Source organism: Amnibacterium setariae (genome assembly GCF_003581425.1).
GTDB lineage: Bacteria > Actinomycetota > Actinomycetes > Actinomycetales > Microbacteriaceae > Amnibacterium > Amnibacterium setariae.
The window spans coordinates 990,715-1,007,284 of record NZ_QXTG01000002.1; the positions used below are offsets into that span (position 1 = coordinate 990,715).

Annotated in this window: 17 protein-coding genes; 5 read left to right on the forward strand and 12 right to left on the reverse strand. The window is 75.0% G+C overall.

Annotated elements, in window-relative coordinates:
- Positions 1-131 precede the first annotated feature (131 nt).
- Positions 132-932: an NAD-dependent epimerase/dehydratase family protein gene (locus D1781_RS12750; RefSeq protein ID WP_119482621.1), complete on the forward strand. Its 801-nt coding sequence runs from the start codon at positions 132-134 to the stop codon at positions 930-932.
- A gap of 116 nt (positions 933-1,048) precedes the next feature.
- Here D1781_RS12750 and D1781_RS12755 read toward each other — a convergent pair whose 3' ends face one another.
- The 4 genes from D1781_RS12755 to D1781_RS12770 form a co-directional block, all read right to left on the reverse strand.
- Entirely contained in the window at positions 1,049-1,513 is a 465-nt protein-coding gene (locus D1781_RS12755) for a nucleoside deaminase (RefSeq protein ID WP_119482622.1), read from the reverse strand.
- Complete coding sequence (locus D1781_RS12760; RefSeq protein ID WP_233551325.1) at positions 1,510-2,982, reverse strand: purine-cytosine permease family protein; 1,473 nt, start codon at positions 2,980-2,982, stop codon at positions 1,510-1,512. The genes D1781_RS12755 and D1781_RS12760 overlap by 4 nt, the downstream gene beginning before the upstream one ends.
- A 93-nt stretch (positions 2,983-3,075) precedes the next feature.
- Entirely contained in the window at positions 3,076-3,900 is an 825-nt protein-coding gene (locus D1781_RS12765) for an SDR family oxidoreductase (RefSeq protein ID WP_119482624.1), read from the reverse strand.
- A gap of 72 nt (positions 3,901-3,972) precedes the next feature.
- A complete protein-coding gene (locus tag D1781_RS12770) occupies positions 3,973-5,418 on the reverse strand; it encodes a phytoene desaturase family protein (protein ID WP_199706585.1) in 1,446 nt (481 codons plus the stop codon).
- 74 nt (positions 5,419-5,492) lie between these two features.
- On the opposite strand from D1781_RS12770, the gene D1781_RS12775 reads away from it, so the two are divergent.
- Both D1781_RS12775 and D1781_RS12780 read left to right on the forward strand, forming a co-directional pair.
- Positions 5,493-5,777: a GNAT family N-acetyltransferase gene (locus tag D1781_RS12775; RefSeq protein WP_119482626.1), complete on the forward strand. Its 285-nt coding sequence runs from the start codon at positions 5,493-5,495 to the stop codon at positions 5,775-5,777.
- Between the two features lie 17 nt (positions 5,778-5,794).
- A complete protein-coding gene (locus D1781_RS12780; RefSeq protein ID WP_119482627.1) occupies positions 5,795-6,286 on the forward strand; it encodes an FBP domain-containing protein in 492 nt (163 codons plus the stop codon).
- On the opposite strand, the gene D1781_RS12785 is transcribed toward D1781_RS12780, so the two are convergent.
- Together D1781_RS12785 and D1781_RS12790 are read right to left on the reverse strand one after the other, a co-directional pair.
- Positions 6,283-7,146 carry an NAD-dependent epimerase/dehydratase family protein gene (locus D1781_RS12785; protein ID WP_119482628.1) on the reverse strand — a complete coding sequence of 288 codons (864 nt, stop codon included), beginning with the start codon at positions 7,144-7,146 and terminating at the stop codon, positions 6,283-6,285. The two genes, D1781_RS12780 and D1781_RS12785, sit on opposite strands and share 4 nt — an antisense overlap.
- A gap of 75 nt (positions 7,147-7,221) precedes the next feature.
- The gene (locus D1781_RS12790; protein WP_119482629.1) at positions 7,222-8,730 is read right to left on the reverse strand and encodes a DUF7059 domain-containing protein; all 1,509 of its coding nucleotides are present in this window, start codon (positions 8,728-8,730) and stop codon (positions 7,222-7,224) included.
- 322 nt (positions 8,731-9,052) lie between these two features.
- Between D1781_RS12790 and D1781_RS12795 the strand changes: the two genes are divergently transcribed.
- Positions 9,053-9,886 (forward strand): alpha/beta hydrolase family protein, encoded by an 834-nt coding sequence (locus D1781_RS12795; protein ID WP_158590089.1) that lies wholly within the window; start codon positions 9,053-9,055, stop codon positions 9,884-9,886.
- Between the two features lie 11 nt (positions 9,887-9,897).
- Here D1781_RS12795 and D1781_RS12800 read toward each other — a convergent pair whose 3' ends face one another.
- Together D1781_RS12800 and D1781_RS12805 are read right to left on the reverse strand one after the other, a co-directional pair.
- Entirely contained in the window at positions 9,898-10,626 is a 729-nt protein-coding gene (locus D1781_RS12800) for an AAA family ATPase (RefSeq protein WP_119482631.1), read from the reverse strand.
- Positions 10,623-11,129 (reverse strand): GNAT family N-acetyltransferase, encoded by a 507-nt coding sequence (locus D1781_RS12805; protein ID WP_119482632.1) that lies wholly within the window; start codon positions 11,127-11,129, stop codon positions 10,623-10,625. The genes D1781_RS12800 and D1781_RS12805 overlap by 4 nt, the downstream gene beginning before the upstream one ends.
- A 148-nt stretch (positions 11,130-11,277) precedes the next feature.
- On the opposite strand from D1781_RS12805, the gene D1781_RS18140 reads away from it, so the two are divergent.
- Positions 11,278-12,210 carry a GNAT family N-acetyltransferase gene (locus D1781_RS18140; RefSeq protein ID WP_119482633.1) on the forward strand — a complete coding sequence of 311 codons (933 nt, stop codon included), beginning with the start codon at positions 11,278-11,280 and terminating at the stop codon, positions 12,208-12,210.
- 77 nt (positions 12,211-12,287) lie between these two features.
- On the opposite strand, the gene D1781_RS12815 is transcribed toward D1781_RS18140, so the two are convergent.
- The 4 genes from D1781_RS12815 to gatC all read right to left on the reverse strand — a co-directional run bounded on the left by D1781_RS12815 (position 12,288) and on the right by gatC (position 16,498).
- Positions 12,288-12,791, reverse strand: coding sequence for a hypothetical protein (locus D1781_RS12815; RefSeq protein WP_119482634.1), 504 nt, complete (start codon positions 12,789-12,791; stop codon positions 12,288-12,290).
- Between the two features lie 316 nt (positions 12,792-13,107).
- Entirely contained in the window at positions 13,108-14,631 is a 1,524-nt protein-coding gene (gene gatB / locus D1781_RS12820) for an Asp-tRNA(Asn)/Glu-tRNA(Gln) amidotransferase subunit GatB (protein WP_119482635.1), read from the reverse strand.
- Positions 14,631-16,187, reverse strand: coding sequence for an Asp-tRNA(Asn)/Glu-tRNA(Gln) amidotransferase subunit GatA (gene gatA, locus D1781_RS12825; RefSeq protein WP_119482636.1), 1,557 nt, complete (start codon positions 16,185-16,187; stop codon positions 14,631-14,633). The genes gatB and gatA overlap by 1 nt, the downstream gene beginning before the upstream one ends.
- Positions 16,187-16,498 carry an Asp-tRNA(Asn)/Glu-tRNA(Gln) amidotransferase subunit GatC gene (gene gatC / locus D1781_RS12830; RefSeq protein WP_119482637.1) on the reverse strand — a complete coding sequence of 104 codons (312 nt, stop codon included), beginning with the start codon at positions 16,496-16,498 and terminating at the stop codon, positions 16,187-16,189. The genes gatA and gatC overlap by 1 nt, the downstream gene beginning before the upstream one ends.
- Positions 16,499-16,570 lie beyond the last annotated feature (72 nt).

The following is a 16,570-nucleotide window of genomic DNA, read 5'->3' on the forward strand; positions in this document are numbered from 1 at the left end:
GGCGGCGGTCGCGGACGGGCGCGGAGGACGGTCGCGTGTCCTTCCACCCGTCTCCTCCCGCATCCGGGGATCCGGCGTCGACGTGACCGGATCCCCGGATGCGGGGAGAAACCGGGCTCTAGCGTGGGCGCGTGGCCGAGATCCTGATCACCGGCGCCGCGGGCTCGATCGGCACCGCGACGACGCCCCTCCTCCGCGCGGCCGGGCACCGCCTCCGCCTGCTCGACGTGCAGCGGCCGTCGGCGGCGACCGACGCCGACGACGTCCGCATCGCCTCCGCCGTCGACGACGACGCGATGCGGGCGGCGGCAGCGGGCACCGACCTCGTCGTGCACCTGGCGAGCTTCGCCTCCGAGCGGCCGTGGCGCGACATCGTCGACGTGAACGTCGAGTCGACGCGCGTCGCGCTCGACGCGGCCCGGGACGCGGGTGCCGCGATCCTGCTCGCGAGCTCCGTCCACGCCGCGGGCTTCGTGCCCTCCGACGAGGCGGGACCGGGCATGCCGCGCACCCGACCCGACACCTACTACGGCTTCTCGAAGGTCGTCGCGGAGGCGCTCGGCGACCTGTACGCCGACCGGTTCGGCATGCGCATCGTCTCCGCGCGCATCATGACGTTCGGCGACCGGCCGCACACCGCGCGGTCGCGGTCGACCTGGCTCTCCCCCGGCGACTTCGCACGGCTCGTGGAGGCGGCGATCGCCGTACCGCCCGGGAACCACGTGGTGTGGGGCGTCTCCGCGAACGCGCGGCGCACGGTCGACCTCGAGCCCGGTCGGGCGATCGGCTACGAGCCGCAGGACGACGCGGAGACGCACGTCGAGGCGCTCGCCGCCGAGCTCGGCCTCGCCTCCCCGGACGGGATCCGACCGGTCGGCTCCGATCCGCTCGGCGACGCCTTCACGACGAACCCGCTCGGCGAGGCCTGGTAGCCCGTTCGCGGATCCGCAGTTCCTCGACGACACGCCGCGTCGGGGCCGCCCGGAGCGGCGTGTCGCTCAGGAGCTGCGGATCGGCGGGAGATCTGCGGATCCGCGAACCGCTCAGGTCACTCCTCGCCGATGTCCTCGTTCCAGAGCGTCGGGTTCGCCGCGATGAAGTCGCCCATCATCGCGATGAGCGCGGGGTCGTTCACGACGGTGACGTGGGCGCCGTGCTCCGCGATCCAGTCCTGGCCGCCCGTGAAGCTCACGTCCTCGCCGACGATCACGCGGCCGATGCCGAACTGGCGGACGAGGCCGGAGCAGTACCAGCACGGCGACAGGGTCGTCGCCATGGTGGCGCGGCGGTAGGAGCGCTGGCGCCCCGCGGCCCGGAAGGCGTCCGTCTCGCCGTGGACGGAGGCGTCGTCGTGCTGCACCCGCCGGTTCCGCCCCGCGCCGAGCAGCCGGTCGTCCTCGTCGAAGAGCGCGGCGCCGATGGGGATGCCGCCCTCCTCCAGCCCGATGCGGGCCTGCTCCGCGGCGACCGCGAGCTTGTCCGCGTCGGTCGGGTAGCGCCGCTCGTCGCTCATGCCTCACTCGCGTCGACGTGGGCGGGCTCCTCGTAGCCGCCGGCCGGCAGGGCCGCGCCGCGGAGGGGCTTGAAGACGGGCACGAGCGCGAAGTAGAGCACGACGGCGAGGACGAAGCCGACGAGCGGCGTGAGGTCGCCGACGCCGTAGTCCGTCACGAAGCCGCCGCTGATCCGCTCGGTCGGCGCGACGAGGACGCCGGTGTAGATCGTCTGGTTCGCGAACAGCCAGATCGACAGGACGATCGCGACGACCATCGCGATCACGCCCGCCGGGTTCCGGTAGCGCGCGTCGTCGGCGAGGAACGCGGCGATGCGGGTGCCGCGCCGGTAGTACCGGTCCGCGAGCACCACGCCGAGCCAGGGCGCGATCCAGTAGGCGATGACGAGCAGGAAGTTCTCGTACGAGTTCTTCGGGTCGGTGCTGGCGATCAGGGCGATGACGAAGCCGAGCACGCCGAAGGCGCCGGCGACGATCGCGCGGCGCAGCGCGAGCGGGATGCGGATGCCCACGGCGAGGAAGCTCATCGCGCCCGAGTAGATGTTCAGCGCGTTCGCGGAGATCGCGCCGAAGAAGATCGCGAGCAGCGTGAGCTTGCCGATCACGGCCGGCATCACGGCGCCGGAGGTGAAGAGGTCGGTGGGGTTCCCCTCCCCGAAGCCGACCGCGGTCGCGGCGGCGGCGCCCGCCGCCATGAGCACGGTGCAGGAGACGAAGTTGCCGAGGCCCGCGGCGAGGCCGATCCTGACCGGCGAGGTCGTCGGCGGGAGGTAGCGCGTGTAGTCGGCGGCGTACGGGTTCCAGCCCGCCGCGTAGCCGAAGGCCGCGGACAGCGCGACCGTGAAGCCGCCGAACCCGGCGGTCAGGCCCGCGGGGCCGCCGTTCGACCCGGCGCCGAGGTGCCCGTTCACGAGCGCCGCGACGGCGGCCAGCAGGAAGACGATCCCGAGCACGACGGCCGCGTACCGCTCGAAGCGCTGCACGAAGTCGTGCCCGATGACGGCGACGCCGACCTGCACGACCACGATGACGACCAGCGCGAGCCAGATCGGCATGCCGGTGAGGGTCGCGAGCGCGAAGGCCCCGCTGACGGAGTTCGTGGCGAACCAGCCGAGCCCCGCCATCACGGTGTTGAGGCCTGCGGGCAGGATGTTGCCGCGCGTGCCGAAGGCGACCCGGCCGAGCACCATCTGCGCGACGCCGTCGCGCGGCCCCCACGCGGAGAGCAGGCCGTGGGTCAGCGCGCCGAGCGCGTTGCCGATCACGAGCGCGAGCATCGCCTGCGGGAAGCCGAGGCCGAAGAACGCGACCGCGATGATTCCGACGTAGATCGTCGCGAACTCGAGGTTCGGCGCGGTCCAGGTGGCGAGCAGCTGCCACGGCGACCCGTGGCGGCGCGCGAGCGGGATCGCCTCGATCCCGCCCTGCTCGACGAACGACTGCTGGGCTGCCGGCGGGGCCGTGGTCACGCCCCGCAGGCTACGTCCCCCGCTGCGCGCGCCACGAATCCGTCACGAGGCCGAAACACGATCGGCCCTGCACCGGATCGGCCCTGCTCGCGCTCAGCCCTGCGCGCGCTCCGACAGGGGCTGCCACTGCTCCCAGGTCTCGATCCGCTTCGCGTAGTCCGCCTTCGCGATGCCGAGCGGCGAGCGGCCGAAGAACACGCGCAGCGGCGGCTCGGCCGCGTCCACGAGCTCCAGGATCGGGCCGCGCGTCGCCGCGGGGTCGCCCGGCTCCGCGTTCCGCTGCGAGCGCTGCTCCATGACCTGCTGCCGCACGTCCGCGTACGCGGGCAGCTCCGCCGAGCGCTTCGCCGAGGGACCGGCCCAGTCGGTCGCGAAACCGCCGGGCTCGATCAGCGTCACCTTGACGCCGAACGGCGCCACCTCCTGGGCCAGCGACTGCGAGATGCCCTCGAGCGCCCACTTCGACGCGTGGTACGCGCCGACGATCGGGAACGCGCTGATGCCGCCGATCGACGACACCTGGATGATGTGACCGGATCCCCGCTCGCGCATGCCCGGCAGCACGGCCTGGGTGACCCACACCGCGCCGAACAGGTTCGTCTCGAGCTGGGCGCGCAGCTCCTCCTCCGAGACCTCCTCGACGAAGCCGAAGTGGCCGTACCCGGCGTTGTTGATCGCGACGTCGATGCGGCCGAACCGCTCCTGCGCCTGCCGGACCGCCTGCTCGACGGCGGCCTTGTCCGTCACGTCGAGCGCGAGCGGGAGGATCGCGTCCCCGTACCGCTCGACGAGGTCGGACAGGGAGCCCGTGTCGCGCGCCGTGGCCGCGACGCGGTCGCCCCGGTCGAGCGCCGCGACGGCCCACTCCCGGCCGAAGCCGCGCGAGGTGCCCGTGATGAACCAGACCTTCTCCGCCATGCGGACCAGTCTTCTCCCGGCCGGCTGAGCCTTCCGCGCACGCTGCCCGGCCGTCGCCGGCGCGGCGGGCCGTCAGGGCGCGAGGCTCGGCGGGGTGCGCACGCCGAACTCGCGCTGGAGCAGGGACCGCGCCGCGAGGTACCCGCCCTGACCGTGCACGCCCGGACCGGGTGCGGCCGCGGCCGAGCAGAGGTAGAGCCCGTCGGCGAGGTGCCAGGGATCGGCGGTGGGAAGCGGCCGCGCGAGCAGCTGCCGCAGGGTGACCGCGCCCGCGGCGAGGTCGCCTCCGGCGAGGTTGCGGTCCCACGCACCGATGTCGCGGGCGCTGCTCGCGGTCGACGCGAGCACGAGGTCGCGGAACCCGGGCGCGACGCGCTCGATCTCCGCGGTGATCAGCTCGGTGGGGTCGAGGGTCGAGCCGTTCGGCAGGTGCGTGTACGTCCACAGCACGTGCTTGCCGGCCGGCGCGCGGCTCGGGTCGAGCACGGAGGGCTGCGCGACGAGCACGTAGGGGCGGTCGGGCACCCGGCCCGCCGCGACCGCGCGCTCGGCGGCGGCGATCTCCGCCCGCGTGCCGCCGAGGTGCACGGTCGCGGTCGTCCGCGTCGCCTGGTCGCGCCAGGGCACGGGCCCGTCGAGGGCGTAGTCGACCTTCCCGATGCCGGCCCCGAACCGGAAGGTGCGCAGCCACGCGCGGACGGCGCCGGGGAGGCGCGCGCCCGCGAGCCGGAGCACGGCCGGCACGCTCGTGTCGAGCACGACGGCCCGGGCGGGCGGCAGCTCGGCGAGGTCCTCGACCGCCCGGCCGGTCTCGATCCGGCCGCCGTGCGCGACGAGGTCGGCGACGAGCGCGTCCACGATCGCCTGCGTGCCCCCGACCGGGACCGGCCAGCCGCCGGCGTGCCCCTGCACCGCGAGCGCGAGCCCCGCGGCGGCGGGCGGCAGGGTCGGCATCGGCCGGACCGTGTGGGCCATGGCGCCGGTCAGCAGCGCGGGCGCGTCCCGCCCGCGCCAGCGCCGCTGCCACAACGGGCCGCCCTGGTCGAGCGCGGCGAGACCGAAGCGCACGGCGACCAGGGGGTCCGGCGGCACCCGCAGCACGGGTCCCAACGTGAAGCGGGCGATCGCGCGGGCGTGCGCGACGGACGGGCCGAGCAGCCGCGCGTAGGCGGGTCCGTCGGGCCCGAGCCCGGCGGCGGTGCGGCCGAGGTCGCGCCAGGCGAGCGCCGCCGTCCCGTCCTCGAACGGATGCGCCCAGGACAGCTCGGGGGTGCGCAGCGTCACGCGGTCGCCGAGGCCGAAGCGGCGGAAGAACGGGGAGGCGACCGCCATCGGGTGCACGGCGGCGCCGAGGTCGTGCCGGAAGCCGGGCAGGGTGGTCGCCTCGGTGCGCGCCGCCCCGCCGGGCCGGTCCGCGGCCTCGACGACGAGCACGGAAAGGCCCGCCCTGGCCGCGGTCACCGCGGCGGCGAGCCCGTTCGGGCCGGACCCGACGACGACGACGTCCGGATCGGTCACGCGCCGATCCTCCCCCATCCGGCCGTGCGCGCCCCCGGTTGCCCGGGCGTCCCGGGCGCGTGCAGGATGACCGCATGACCGAGATCTCCGTCGAGCACGACGCCGAGCACGACCGCTACGTGGCACTGCTCGAGGGCGAGCCGATCGGCGAGCTCGTGTACCGGGACACCGCGGAGGGGCGCGTCTTCACGCACAGCGGCATCGTCCCGGAGCACGAGCACCACGGCTACGGCACGCAGATGGTGCGGGCCGGGCTCGACGACACCCGGCAGGCCGGCATCCGGCCGATCGGCCAGTGCCCGATGGTGCGCAACTTCCTGGCGGAGCACCCGGACTACGCGCGACCCCTCGAGCGCTGACGCCTACCCTGAAGGGGATGCAGCCGCTCACCGAGGACCAGATCCGCGAATCCTTCGTCAACACCACGAGGGGCGAGGCCGAACGGGTCCCGATGCCGGGTCTGCACGAGATGCTCTGGAACGACCGCGAGTACCTCGGCTGGCACGACGCGAAGGCGCCGCAGCGCGCGTACCTGACCGTCTGGCAGGGCGATCGACCGGTGTCGTTCGCGCTCCGCGCGGCGGAGCGGCGGATCCGCGGCGGCATCAGCGCCATGTGCTCCCTCTGCCACACCGCGCAGCCCGGCGACCAGGTCACCCTGTTCGCGGCGCCCCGCTCCGGCGAGGCGGGCCGCAAGGGCGACACCGTCGGCACCTACATCTGCGCCGACCTCGGCTGCAGCGCGATCATCCGCATCGCGCCCCCGGCCGCGCCGATGCAGCTGCCGCCCGAGGAGATCGTGCAGCGCCGCATCGACGGGCTGAAGGAGCGTCTCGACTCGTTCGCCCAGACGGTGCTCGCCGGCTAGTCCCGCGACCCGCGGGCGAGCTCCTCGACGAGGGTCGGCCGGGTCGGCGTCCAGCCGCCGATCGTCCGCGCCTTCGTGCCGGAGGCCTGCTGGTCGAGCAGGAGCGCGGCCGCGAAGGGGGCGCCGAGCCGCTCCTCCGTCGCCGACGGGTCCTCCGTCGCGATGCCCGCGTCGCCGGCGACGGCCGCGGACAGCTCCGCGACGGTCGGGTTCACGCCGCCGACCCCGAGCACCGGGCCGAAGCCCTCCCCCGCCGCGACGACGACGGCGTAGAGGCGCGCGAGGTCGTCGACGTGGATCGTCGTCCAGTGCTGCTCGCCCGAGCCCAGCGTCGTCAGGCGGCCGTCGTCGGTGCGCGGCTGCTGCGCGAGCAGCTGCGGGATGCCCGTGCCGCCGTCCCCGTAGACGATGCCCGGGTGGATCACGGTGAGCGCGACGTCCGCGCCCTCCAGCGCCTCGATGATCCCGGTCCGCCAGGCCGTGAGGGCGGGCGGGTCGACGGGGTCCGTCTCGGTGAGGTCGTCGCCGGCACCGTAGACCCAGACGCCGCCCGTGTGGACGTAGGGCCGGCCGGTGCCGCCGAGGGCCCGCACCGCGGCGGCGGCCACCCTGCGGTCGAACCCCTCCGCGTCGTCGCCGGCGGCCGCGAGGTGGATCACGCCGTCGGCCTGTGCGAACGCGGCGGCGATCGCGTCGGCGTCGCCGAAGTCGATCGCGACGGCGGCGGCGCCGGCCCGCTCGACGGCGAGCGCGGCGTCCTCGCTGCGGACGAGGGCGGTGACGCGATCGCCCCGCTCGAGCAGGCGCGGGAGGACGGCGGATCCGATGAGGCCGGTGGCCCCGGTCATGACGACGTGCATGGAGCCAGGCTCGCACCCGCCTCCTGAGCGCTCGACGGCCGGGCGGCGCACGCCGGGCCGGGAGCCGGCGGCGCGTCAGCCGAGGGCCAGGAAGCCCTCGAACCAGAGCTCGCGGACCACCGGCAGCACCGCGGCGCGCGTGTCGTCCGGGTCGGCGTCGAGCAGGCGTGCGACCGCGTCCGCGATCGCCCCCACCGGCAGCTCCCCGTCGCAGGCGCCGACGACGGCCGCGGCGACCGTGTCGACGCGGCGGACCCGGGCGAACCCCGTGCCCTGCCGCAGCTCGATCACGGTCGGGTCGGCGTCGCCCGGCCAGTAGTGGCGGTGCTCGGTCACGTCGGGCGCGACGACGAGCACGGTGTCCGCGAGCGCGTCGTCGGGCAGCGCCCGCTGCAGGTCGTGCGCGGCGAGGCCCGCCTCGATCGCGGCGCCGATCCCGCTGCCGACCGCGCCGTCGAGGTGCTCGAACCGGCGCAGCGTCGCCGTGCCGCGGGGCGCGCGGAGGGTGACGTACCCCGCGCCGATCGCCGTGACGCCGCGCGCCGCGAAGTCCTCGAGCCAGGCGCGCACGAGCGACCGGTACCGCGCGGTGCCGGGCTGCGCCCCGCCGTCCCGCACCCACGTCTCCGCGTACTGCGCCGGGTCGAGCAGGTCGCGCTCGACCACCCAGACGTCGAGCGGGCCCGCCCAGTCGAGCACCCGCTGCCGGGCGGCATCCAGGTCGCCGCGCACCTCCCAGTTGCCGAGCAGCTGGGCGACGCCGCCCGGCGCGAGGTGGTCGGCCGCGCCCCGGACGAGCGCCTCCACGAGCCCGTCGCCGGCGAACCCGCCGTCGCGGTACGTGTAGGCCGGCACGCCGTCCGCGCCCCGCGGCGTGATGACGAAGGGCGGGTTCGTGACGATGCGGTCGAAGCGCTCCCCCGCGACCGGCTCGTAGAGCGACCCCTCGCGGAGGTCGAGCGCGACGCCGTTCAGCGCGGCGTTGAGCCGGGCGAACTCGAGCGCCCGCGCGGAGACGTCCGTCGCGACGACGCGCGACGCGCTGCGCGCGGCGATCAGCCCCTGCACCCCGCTGCCGGTGCCGAGGTCGAGCACCGACCCCGTCCCGGTGCCGACCAGGATCTGCGCGAGGGTGCCGGATGCGGCGCCGGCGCCGAGCACGTGCTCCTCCGGCAGCTCGCCGCCGAGCGCCATCTCGCCGGGGTCGGAGGCGATCCACCACGCCGCGACCCCGGACTCGTCGGCCAGCGCGTAGGGGCGGAGGTCGACCAGGGCCCGCGCGACGCCGTCGGCCAGGCGGATCAGCCCGAGCCGCTCGGCGCCCACCGTGCCCGTGCCCGGCAGGGCGCGGTCCACCTGGTCGGCCGGGCGGTCGGCGCCGAGCACGAAGAGCGCGCCGAGGACCCCGGCGGGCGACGGCTCGCGGCGGGCGAGCTCGAGCAGGGCGGGCACCGGGTCGTCCCGGCCCAGCGCCTCGGCGGCGACGGGACCCCACGCGGCCTCGAGCCCCTCGACCGTGTACCGGGCCGCATCGAGGTCGGCGCGGAGCGAGGCGAGCAGGTCCGGGTCGGCTCCGAGAGGCACCGCGCCATTCTGCCGGACGCGCGCGAGCGGCGATCCGCTGGTCAGCGGGCGGTTCGGCGGGATGCGCGACGTGATCGGCTACGGCTCACGCGCCGCGCATCCCGCGGTACGGCGGCGCTGCGGCCGCTCGTGGTCGCCGCGGGCTGCGAGTGAAGAGAGAACAGGTGCCGCGGCGTCCGGGTCGAGGCTACGGGCCCGCCGGGCGCCGCGCGGACCGCTGCGTGCGCCCCGTTCCGGGGGTGGTCGATCACGATTCGGTACGGATCGGGCCCCGGGTCCGGGTGCGGACGGACCACCCGTCGGCGCGTCGCAGAATTGGTGCGTGCCCATCCGCCTCCCTCGTCGCGCGCTCGCGGCGATCGGGGCACTGCTCGTGACGGCCGCGATGGCGGGCTGCGCCGCGTCCTCCACCGAGGTCCCCGGGGCGCGACCCGTCGTCGCGGCGACGCCCGTCGCGGAGCCCGCCGACCTCCGTGCCGCCGGCGCCCGGCTGGTCGACGACGCGCGGTCCGCCTCCCTCGTGATCGTGCCGAAGCGGCCGAACGGCGGCCTCGTCGTCTTCCTCCACGGCTGGGGGCAGACGCGCTGGTCGCTGCTGAGCCGGCGCGAGGAGGCCGGCGTCGCGCACGCGGTCAGCGAGGCGGGGTTCACGATCCTCGCCGCCGACGGGCTCGGGAAGGCCTGGGGCGACCCCGCGAGCCTCGACGACTACCAGGACCTCATCACCCGCACGAAGAGCACCTACCGCCTGCGCGACGTGTTCCTCATGGGCGAGTCGATGGGCGGTCTCGCCACCATGCAGCTCGCGCGCCGGCTGCCCGACGTGCGGGCCGCGACGGCGTGGTTCCCCGTGTGCGACCTCCGCACCATGCACCAGCCGCGGTTCCAGGAGTCGATCCGCGACGCGTGGCGGGGACGCAGCCGTGCCGCCGTCTCGCCGGTGCGGGTCGGGGACACGCCCCTGCTCGTCTGGGCGTCGCCCGCCGACACCGTCGTGAACGCGACCACGAACGCGGCGGTGTGCGTCGCCGAGGCGAAGGCGGCCGGCGCCGACGTCACCTACTTCCGCACCACCGGCGAGCACGGCGACCCGTCGAACTACCAGCCGACGACGGTCGTCACCTTCTTCGAGAAGTACCGCACCCCGGGCGCCTGACCCGCGCCTCGTCAGAGGTGCCGGAGGAAGGCTCGCGGCGCGGCGAGGAAGGCGCGCCACTGCTGCACGAGGTCGGTGTCCTCCCACCGGGTCCGTCGGAGGCCGTGCTCCCCGACCTCGAGCACGTCCGCGCCGGGCAGCCCAGCGAGCAGCGGCGAGTGGGTCGACAGCAGCACCTGGTTCCGGTCGTCCTCGAGCAGGTCGACGAGGTGCGCGAGCAGCGCCATGCAGCCGGAGAAGGACAGCGCGCTCTCCGGCTCGTCGAGCACCCAGAGGCCGGTTCCGGCGAACCGGCTCCGGAGCAGGGCGAGGAACGACTCGCCGTGGCTGATCTCGTGGAAGCGGGGGTCGGGCGGACCGTACGGGCTCGACCCGACCTGCTCGAGGTACGTGAAGACGCCGTGCATCGTCTCGGCGCGGAGGAAGTAGCCGAAGCGCCCCGAGCCGCCGTTCCGGACGAGGGTCAGGTGCTCGTGGAGCTGGGACTCGCTCGGCCTGGTCGCGTGCAGCGTGTTCGGCGAGCCGCCCTCCGGCGACAGCCCGTAGGCGATCGCGACCGCCTCGACGAGCGTCGACTTCCCCGCCCCGTTCTCACCGACGAGCACGGTCGCGCGTCCGAGGTCGAGGCCCTCGCTCAGCAGCTGCTGCACGGCGGGGATGGTCGCGGGCCACGCTCGCCGGTCGATCGGAACCGCGTTCGCCTCGACGCGGCGGACGGGGAACCGCAGGAAGGCGGTCATCGCAGCAGGCGGCCGTAGAGGCTGGTGTCGGCGTCGAGGTCGTGCTGCAGCTCGATCCAGCCGAGCCGCTCGTAGAGCCGGCGGGCCGGGCTCGGGCGTCGTCCGGTGCCGAGCAGCGCGCACGGCTCCGGTCGGTCGGCGACGAGCGCCGTCATCAGGGCCGCGCCGATCCCCCGCCCGCGCGCCTCCGGCAGCACCGCGAGCTCGACGACCTCGAGGTGGCCGCCGAGCCAGGTGTCGGCGAGCTCCGACGAGACCCGTTCGGCCACGTGCTCGTGCCACCACTGCCCGCGGTCCCCGGTGTACGCGTACGCGAACCCGACGAGCCGGCCCGCCTCCGCCGCGCCGACGAGGGTGAAGCCCTTCCGCGCGCGATGCATCGCGAGCTGCTCCTCGCGGAACCGCGGGTTCACCCCGAGCCCGTCCGCCGCGAACGCGGCCCGGTACACGGCGTCGACCGCGTCGTCCTCCGCGTCCGTCACCAGCTCGAACGTGCTCGGCATCGCCCACCTCCGCTCGCGACGCCACCCTAGGAGCGGGCCGGCCGGTCCGCACGCTCGAGCTGCGCGCTGCAGTCGCAGCTGTGCGGGAGCGCTCGCGCGCAACTGGGACCGCAGCGCGCAGAGGAGGCCGCGGCGCGAGGATGGCGCGATGACGACGATGGTCCGCGAGGTCCTCGAGCCGGACGTCGACGCGCTGCAGGAGCTGCTCGAGGCCTGCACCGACCACACGCAGCAGGTGACCGGCTACCCGACCGGCCCGTCCGACGCCCTCAGCACGCTGCTGCAGGTTCCGGAGGGCGCCGCGGCCGATGCCAAGCGCGTGCTCGGAGCCTGGTGTGGTGGACGGCTCCTCGGCGTGGTCGACATCGTCCTCGCGCACCCCGACGCGCGGACGGCGACGATCGGGCTCCTCCTCGTGCACCCCGAGGCGCGCCGGGCGGGCCTCGGCGGCGCGCTGCAGTCCGGAGCCGCCCGCGTGGCGAGCACGGCCGGGCTCGACCGTCTGCGCGTCGGGGTGGTCGACACGGCAGCGCCCGGAGCAGCGGGGTTCCTCGAACGGTCCGGGTGGATGCCCGAGGGCGATGCCGTGCCCTACCGGTACGACCGGCTGACCAGCATCGCGAGGCACTGGAGCGTGCCGGTCCGCGAGGATGGCGTGATGACGTCCGAGCAGGGGTACGGCGACGACCACGAGTCCGGCTGGTCGTTCGGGCTGCACCACGTGCTGCTCGCGATCCCGGCCGGCTCCGAGGACGCGCTCCGCGCCTTCTACCTCGGTGTGCTCGGCATGGCGGAGGTGGCCAAGCCGCCCGCGCTCGCCGCGCGCGGCGGCCTCTGGGTGCGGGCGGACCGGCTCGAGCTGCACCTCGGCGTCGAGGCGGACTTCCGGCCGGCGAAGAAGGCGCACCCGGGCATCCGCGTGCGGGACCTCGACGCGCTGGTGCGGCACCTCGAGGCGAACGGCGTCGCCGTCGAGCGGGACGAGTCGCTGTTCCCCGGCCACCGCCGGTGCTACGCGGCCGATCCGGTCGGCAACCGCCTGGAGTTCATCGAGCGCGACGGCACCGTCCCCTCCTGGTGATCCCGTTTCGAAGGAGACCTCGCGCCGACCAGCCGAGGACTCCTTCAAAACGGAATGGAGCGGAGCGGACGCGGCGCTCAGCCGTGCGAAGCCGCGAGCGCGACCGCGCAGCCGAGGGCGAGGACGGACCAGACGCCGTAGGCCGTCCACGACAGCGCGCGGGTCCGTCGGACGCGGCGGCCTCCCGACGTCTCCGCGTCGATGGCCGCGGCCTCCCGACGCAGCGCGGCTCGGTCCACCGCGAGCTGGGTGGTCAGGGCGGCCGCGGGGATCACGGCGATCAGCGCCTGGACCGCCATCCCGAACGCGATCTGCCACACGACGGCCGACAGGGCGCTGAACGGGGTCGCTTCGTCGGACGCGATGCCGGCTCCGACGAGCACGGTCTCCGTCGCCCGGGCGAGGCCGAGCGAGCCCGCGATCGTGAGGAGGACGATCGCCAGCCACCGGTCCGCCCGCCGGAGCGGGGTCTCGACCAGCGCGGCACCGGCTCCCGGCACGACCGGGGCGGAGGCGGCACCGCGCTGCCTCGCGAGGAGCACCGCTCGGACGACGACGCCGTACGCGAAGCCGACCGGCACGAGGAGCAGGGCGCCAGGAGCACGAGGGGCGCGAGCAGCATCGCCAGGCCGCCGAGCAGCCAGGACGCGACGACCCATCCGACGACGACCGCATCGGCGATCAGCGCCCGGCGACCGTCGCGCCGGGGCGCACGGACCGGGAGCGGCGCGATCGCGGTCATGGCCGGAGGCTAGCCGACGCCCGGGCAGCCGCGAGCAGACGTCCGGACGGCACCGAGCCCGCGCTCGGGCGCCGTTCGACCCCTCGCCTTGCCGAATCGTTTTGAAGGAGTTCTCGCCTCGATCGCGCGAGAACTCCTTCAGAACGGAAGGCGGGTCAGGCCTGTGCCCGCTCCAGCACGAGCTCGCGGACGCGGGCGGCGTCGGCCTGGCCGCGCATCGCCTTCATGACCGCGCCGATCACGGCGCCGGCCGCCTGGACCTTGCCGTCCTTGATCTTCTGCAGGACGTCGGGCTGGCTCGCGAGCGCCTCGTCGATCGCGGCGATCAGCGCCGAGTCGTCGGAGACGACCTTCAAGCCGCGCGCCTGCACGACCTCCTCCGGCGAGCCCTCACCGGCGACGACGAGCTCGAGCACCTGGCGGGCCAGGCGGTCGGTCAGGTCGCCGTTCTCGGTGAGCGCGATCAGCTCGGAGACGTGCAGCGGCGAGACGAGCGTGCCCGGCTCGACGCCGCGCTGGTTCGCGATGCGGAGGATCTCCCCCAACCACCACTTGCGCGCCTGCGCGGGGGCGGCGCCCTTCGACACCGTCTCCTCGAGCTCGGCGAGCACGCCGGCGTTGAGGATGTCGCGGAACTCGCCGTCCGTGAACCCGTAGTCGGCCTGGAGGCGGCGACGGAACGCGGCGGGCGACTCGGGCAGCGCGGCGCGCAGCTCCTCGATGAGCGCGAGCGACGGCTCGACCGGCAGCAGGTCCGGCTCCGGGAAGTACCGGTAGTCGTCCGCGTCGGACTTCGGGCGGCCCGCGCTCGTCGAGCCGGTGTCCTCGTGCCAGTGCCGGGTCTCCTGCACGATCGTGCCGCCCGCGGCGAGGATCGCGGCCTGCCGCTGGATCTCGTAGCGGACCGCGCGCTCGACGGAGCGGAGGCTGTTCACGTTCTTCGTCTCGGTGCGGGTGCCGAGCCTCTCCTGGCCCCGCGGGCGGAGGGAGACGTTCGCGTCGCAGCGCAGGTTCCCGCGCTCCATGCGCGCCTCGGAGATGCCGAGCGAGCGGACGATGTCGCGGATCGTCGCGACGTACGCCTTCGCGATCTCCGGCGCGCGGTGCTCGGCGCCGAAGATCGGCTTGGTGACGATCTCGACGAGCGGGACACCGGCGCGGTTGTAGTCGACGAGCGAGTGGTCCGCGCCCTGGATGCGGCCGGTGGCGCCGCCGACGTGCGTCAGCTTGCCGGCGTCCTCCTCCATGTGGGCGCGCTCGATCGGCACCGTCCAGAGCGTGCCGTCCTCGAGCTCGACCTCGACGGTGCCCTCGAACGCGATCGGCTCGTCGTACTGGCTGATCTGGTAGTTCTTCCCGAGGTCCGGGTAGAAGTAGTTCTTCCGCGCGAACCGGCTCGTCGGCGCGATCGAGCATCCGAGCGCGAGCCCGAGCGAGATCGAGTACCGCACCGCCTCCGCGTTCACCACCGGCAGCGCGCCGGGCAGGCCCATGTCGACGGGCGCCACGAGGCTGTTCGGCACCGAGGAGTCGACGCCGGGCGCCGCCGGGTTCGGGGCGGGCGAGAACATCTTGGTCGCCGTGGAGAGCTCCACGTGGACCTCGAAGCCGAGGACCGGCTCGAAGCGCTCCAGCGCCTCGTCGAAGTCCATCAGCACGTCCGTCGCGCCAGTCGCCATCAGCGGGTGCCTCCGTCCGGTTCGGTGCCGAACCCGGGCGGCGGCACGGGTCGGCCGAGCTTCGGCGCGCGGGACAGCAGCGGCGCGCCCCACTCCGCCTCGAGCAGCGCCTCCACGGTCGCGCCCACCCGGTACAGGCGGGCGTCCTCGCGGGCGGGCGCCATGAGCTGCAGCCCGACGGGCAGGCCGTCCTCCGGCGCGAGGCCGATCGGGAGGCTCATGCCCGGGATGCCCGCGAGGTTCGCGGGGATCGTCGTCACGTCGTTCAGGTACATCGCCAGCGGGTCGTCGACCTTCTCGCCGAGCGGGAAGGCGGTCGTCGGCGCGGACGGCGACACGAGCACGTCGGCCTGCTCGAACGCCGCGGTGAAGTCGCGCTGCACGAGCGTCCGCACCTGCTGCGCGCTGCCGTAGTAGGCGTCGTAGTAGCCGGCCGAGAGCGCGTAGGTGCCGAGGATGACGCGGCGCTTCACCTCCGGCCCGAAGCCCGCCTCGCGGCTGAGCGCCATGACCTGCTCGGTGGTCGAGCGGCCCGGGTCGACGCGGAGGCCGAATCGGACCGAGTCGTACTTCGCGAGGTTGCTCGACGCCTCCGCCGGGAGGATCAGGTAGTAGGCGCTGATCGCGTACTCGAAGTGCGGCGCCTGGACCTCGACGATCTCCGCGCCCGCCTCGGCCATGCGCTTCAGCGCCTCGCCGAATCGCTGCCGCACGCCGCCCTGGAAGCCGGAGCCGTCGAGCTGGTGCACGACGCCGACGCGGACGCCCGCGAGCGAGCCCTCCGCCTTCCCGCGCCGCGCGGCGGCGGCCATCGACGGCCACTCGTCGGTGAGGCTCGTGGCGTCGTGCGGGTCGTGCCCGCCGATCACGTCGTGGATCAGCGCGGCGTCGAGCACCGTGCGGCTGACGGGCCCGACCTGGTCGAGGCTCGACGCGAGCGCGATGGAGCCGTACCGGCTCACGCCGCCGTAGGTGGGCTTGACGCCGACCGTGCCGGTGACGGCCGCGGGCTGGCGGATCGAGCCGCCGGTGTCCGAGCCGAGCGCGACGGGCGCCTCGAACGCGGCCACCGCGGCGGCGGACCCGCCGCCGGAGCCCCCGGGGATGCGGCTGAGGTCCCACGGGTTGTGGGTCGCGCCGTACGCGGAGTACTCGGTGGAGGAGCCCATCGCGAACTCGTCCATGTTCGTCTTGCCGAGCGGCACGAGCCCGGCGGCGCGGAGGCGCGCGACCGGGGTCGCGTCGTACGGCGGCACCCAGCCCTCGAGGATCTTCGAGCCCGCCGTGGAGGGCATGTCGAGCGTGCAGAGCACGTCCTTGATCGCGACCGGCACGCCGGCGAGCGCGGACGGCGCGCGGCCCTCGGCGCGGAGCCGGTCGATCTCCTCCGCCCGCGTCAGCGCGGCCGGGCCGGCGACGTGGAGGAAGGCGTGCACGTCGGGCTCGACCTCGGCGATCCGGTCGAGGTGCGCGCGGGTCGCCTCGACGCTCGAGACGTCGCCGGCGTCGAGGTGCTCGGCCAGCTCGGCCGCGGTCCACCGGGTCAGCTCGCTCATCACTGCTCCTCGCCGAGGATGGCCGGCACGCGGAAGCGGCCGTCGGCCGCGTCAGGGGCGCCGGAGAGCACCTGCTGCTGCGTCAGCACCTCGCCGACGACGTCGGCGCGCAGCACGTTGACGAGCGGGATCGGGTGGCTGGTCGCGGGCACGTCCGGCGTCGCGACCTCCTGCACCTTCTTCACCGAGTCCACGATCTGGTTCAGCTCGCCGGCGAGATGCTCGATCTCGGCCGGTTCGAGGGCGATGCGGGCGAGACCCGCGAGGTGCTGGACGTCGGCGACGGAGATCACCGGGGTGGCGTCGGGCATGGATTCGATCCTATCGAGGCCCGCCGTGCGCCCCTCCCGCCGTCGCGCGGTCCCTGCGGCGACGCGCGGTCG

Coding starts and splice junctions, on each gene's coding strand:
- D1781_RS12755 (WP_119482622.1), bottom strand. CDS start 1,513: ATGAGCGACGAGCGGCGCTACCCGACCGACGCGGACAAGCTCGCGGTC.
- D1781_RS12805 (WP_119482632.1), bottom strand. CDS start 11,129: ATGCCGAGCACGTTCGAGCTGGTGACGGACGCGGAGGACGACGCGGTC.
- D1781_RS12785 (WP_119482628.1), bottom strand. CDS start 7,146: ATGCACGTCGTCATGACCGGGGCCACCGGCCTCATCGGATCCGCCGTC.
- D1781_RS18140 (WP_119482633.1), top strand. CDS start 11,278: ATGACGACGATGGTCCGCGAGGTCCTCGAGCCGGACGTCGACGCGCTG.
- D1781_RS12765 (WP_119482624.1), bottom strand. CDS start 3,900: ATGGCGGAGAAGGTCTGGTTCATCACGGGCACCTCGCGCGGCTTCGGC.
- D1781_RS12775 (WP_119482626.1), top strand. CDS start 5,493: ATGACCGAGATCTCCGTCGAGCACGACGCCGAGCACGACCGCTACGTG.
- D1781_RS12800 (WP_119482631.1), bottom strand. CDS start 10,626: ATGACCGCCTTCCTGCGGTTCCCCGTCCGCCGCGTCGAGGCGAACGCG.
- gatB (WP_119482635.1), bottom strand. CDS start 14,631: ATGGCGACTGGCGCGACGGACGTGCTGATGGACTTCGACGAGGCGCTG.
- D1781_RS12780 (WP_119482627.1), top strand. CDS start 5,795: ATGCAGCCGCTCACCGAGGACCAGATCCGCGAATCCTTCGTCAACACC.
- gatC (WP_119482637.1), bottom strand. CDS start 16,498: ATGCCCGACGCCACCCCGGTGATCTCCGTCGCCGACGTCCAGCACCTC.
- gatA (WP_119482636.1), bottom strand. CDS start 16,187: ATGAGCGAGCTGACCCGGTGGACCGCGGCCGAGCTGGCCGAGCACCTC.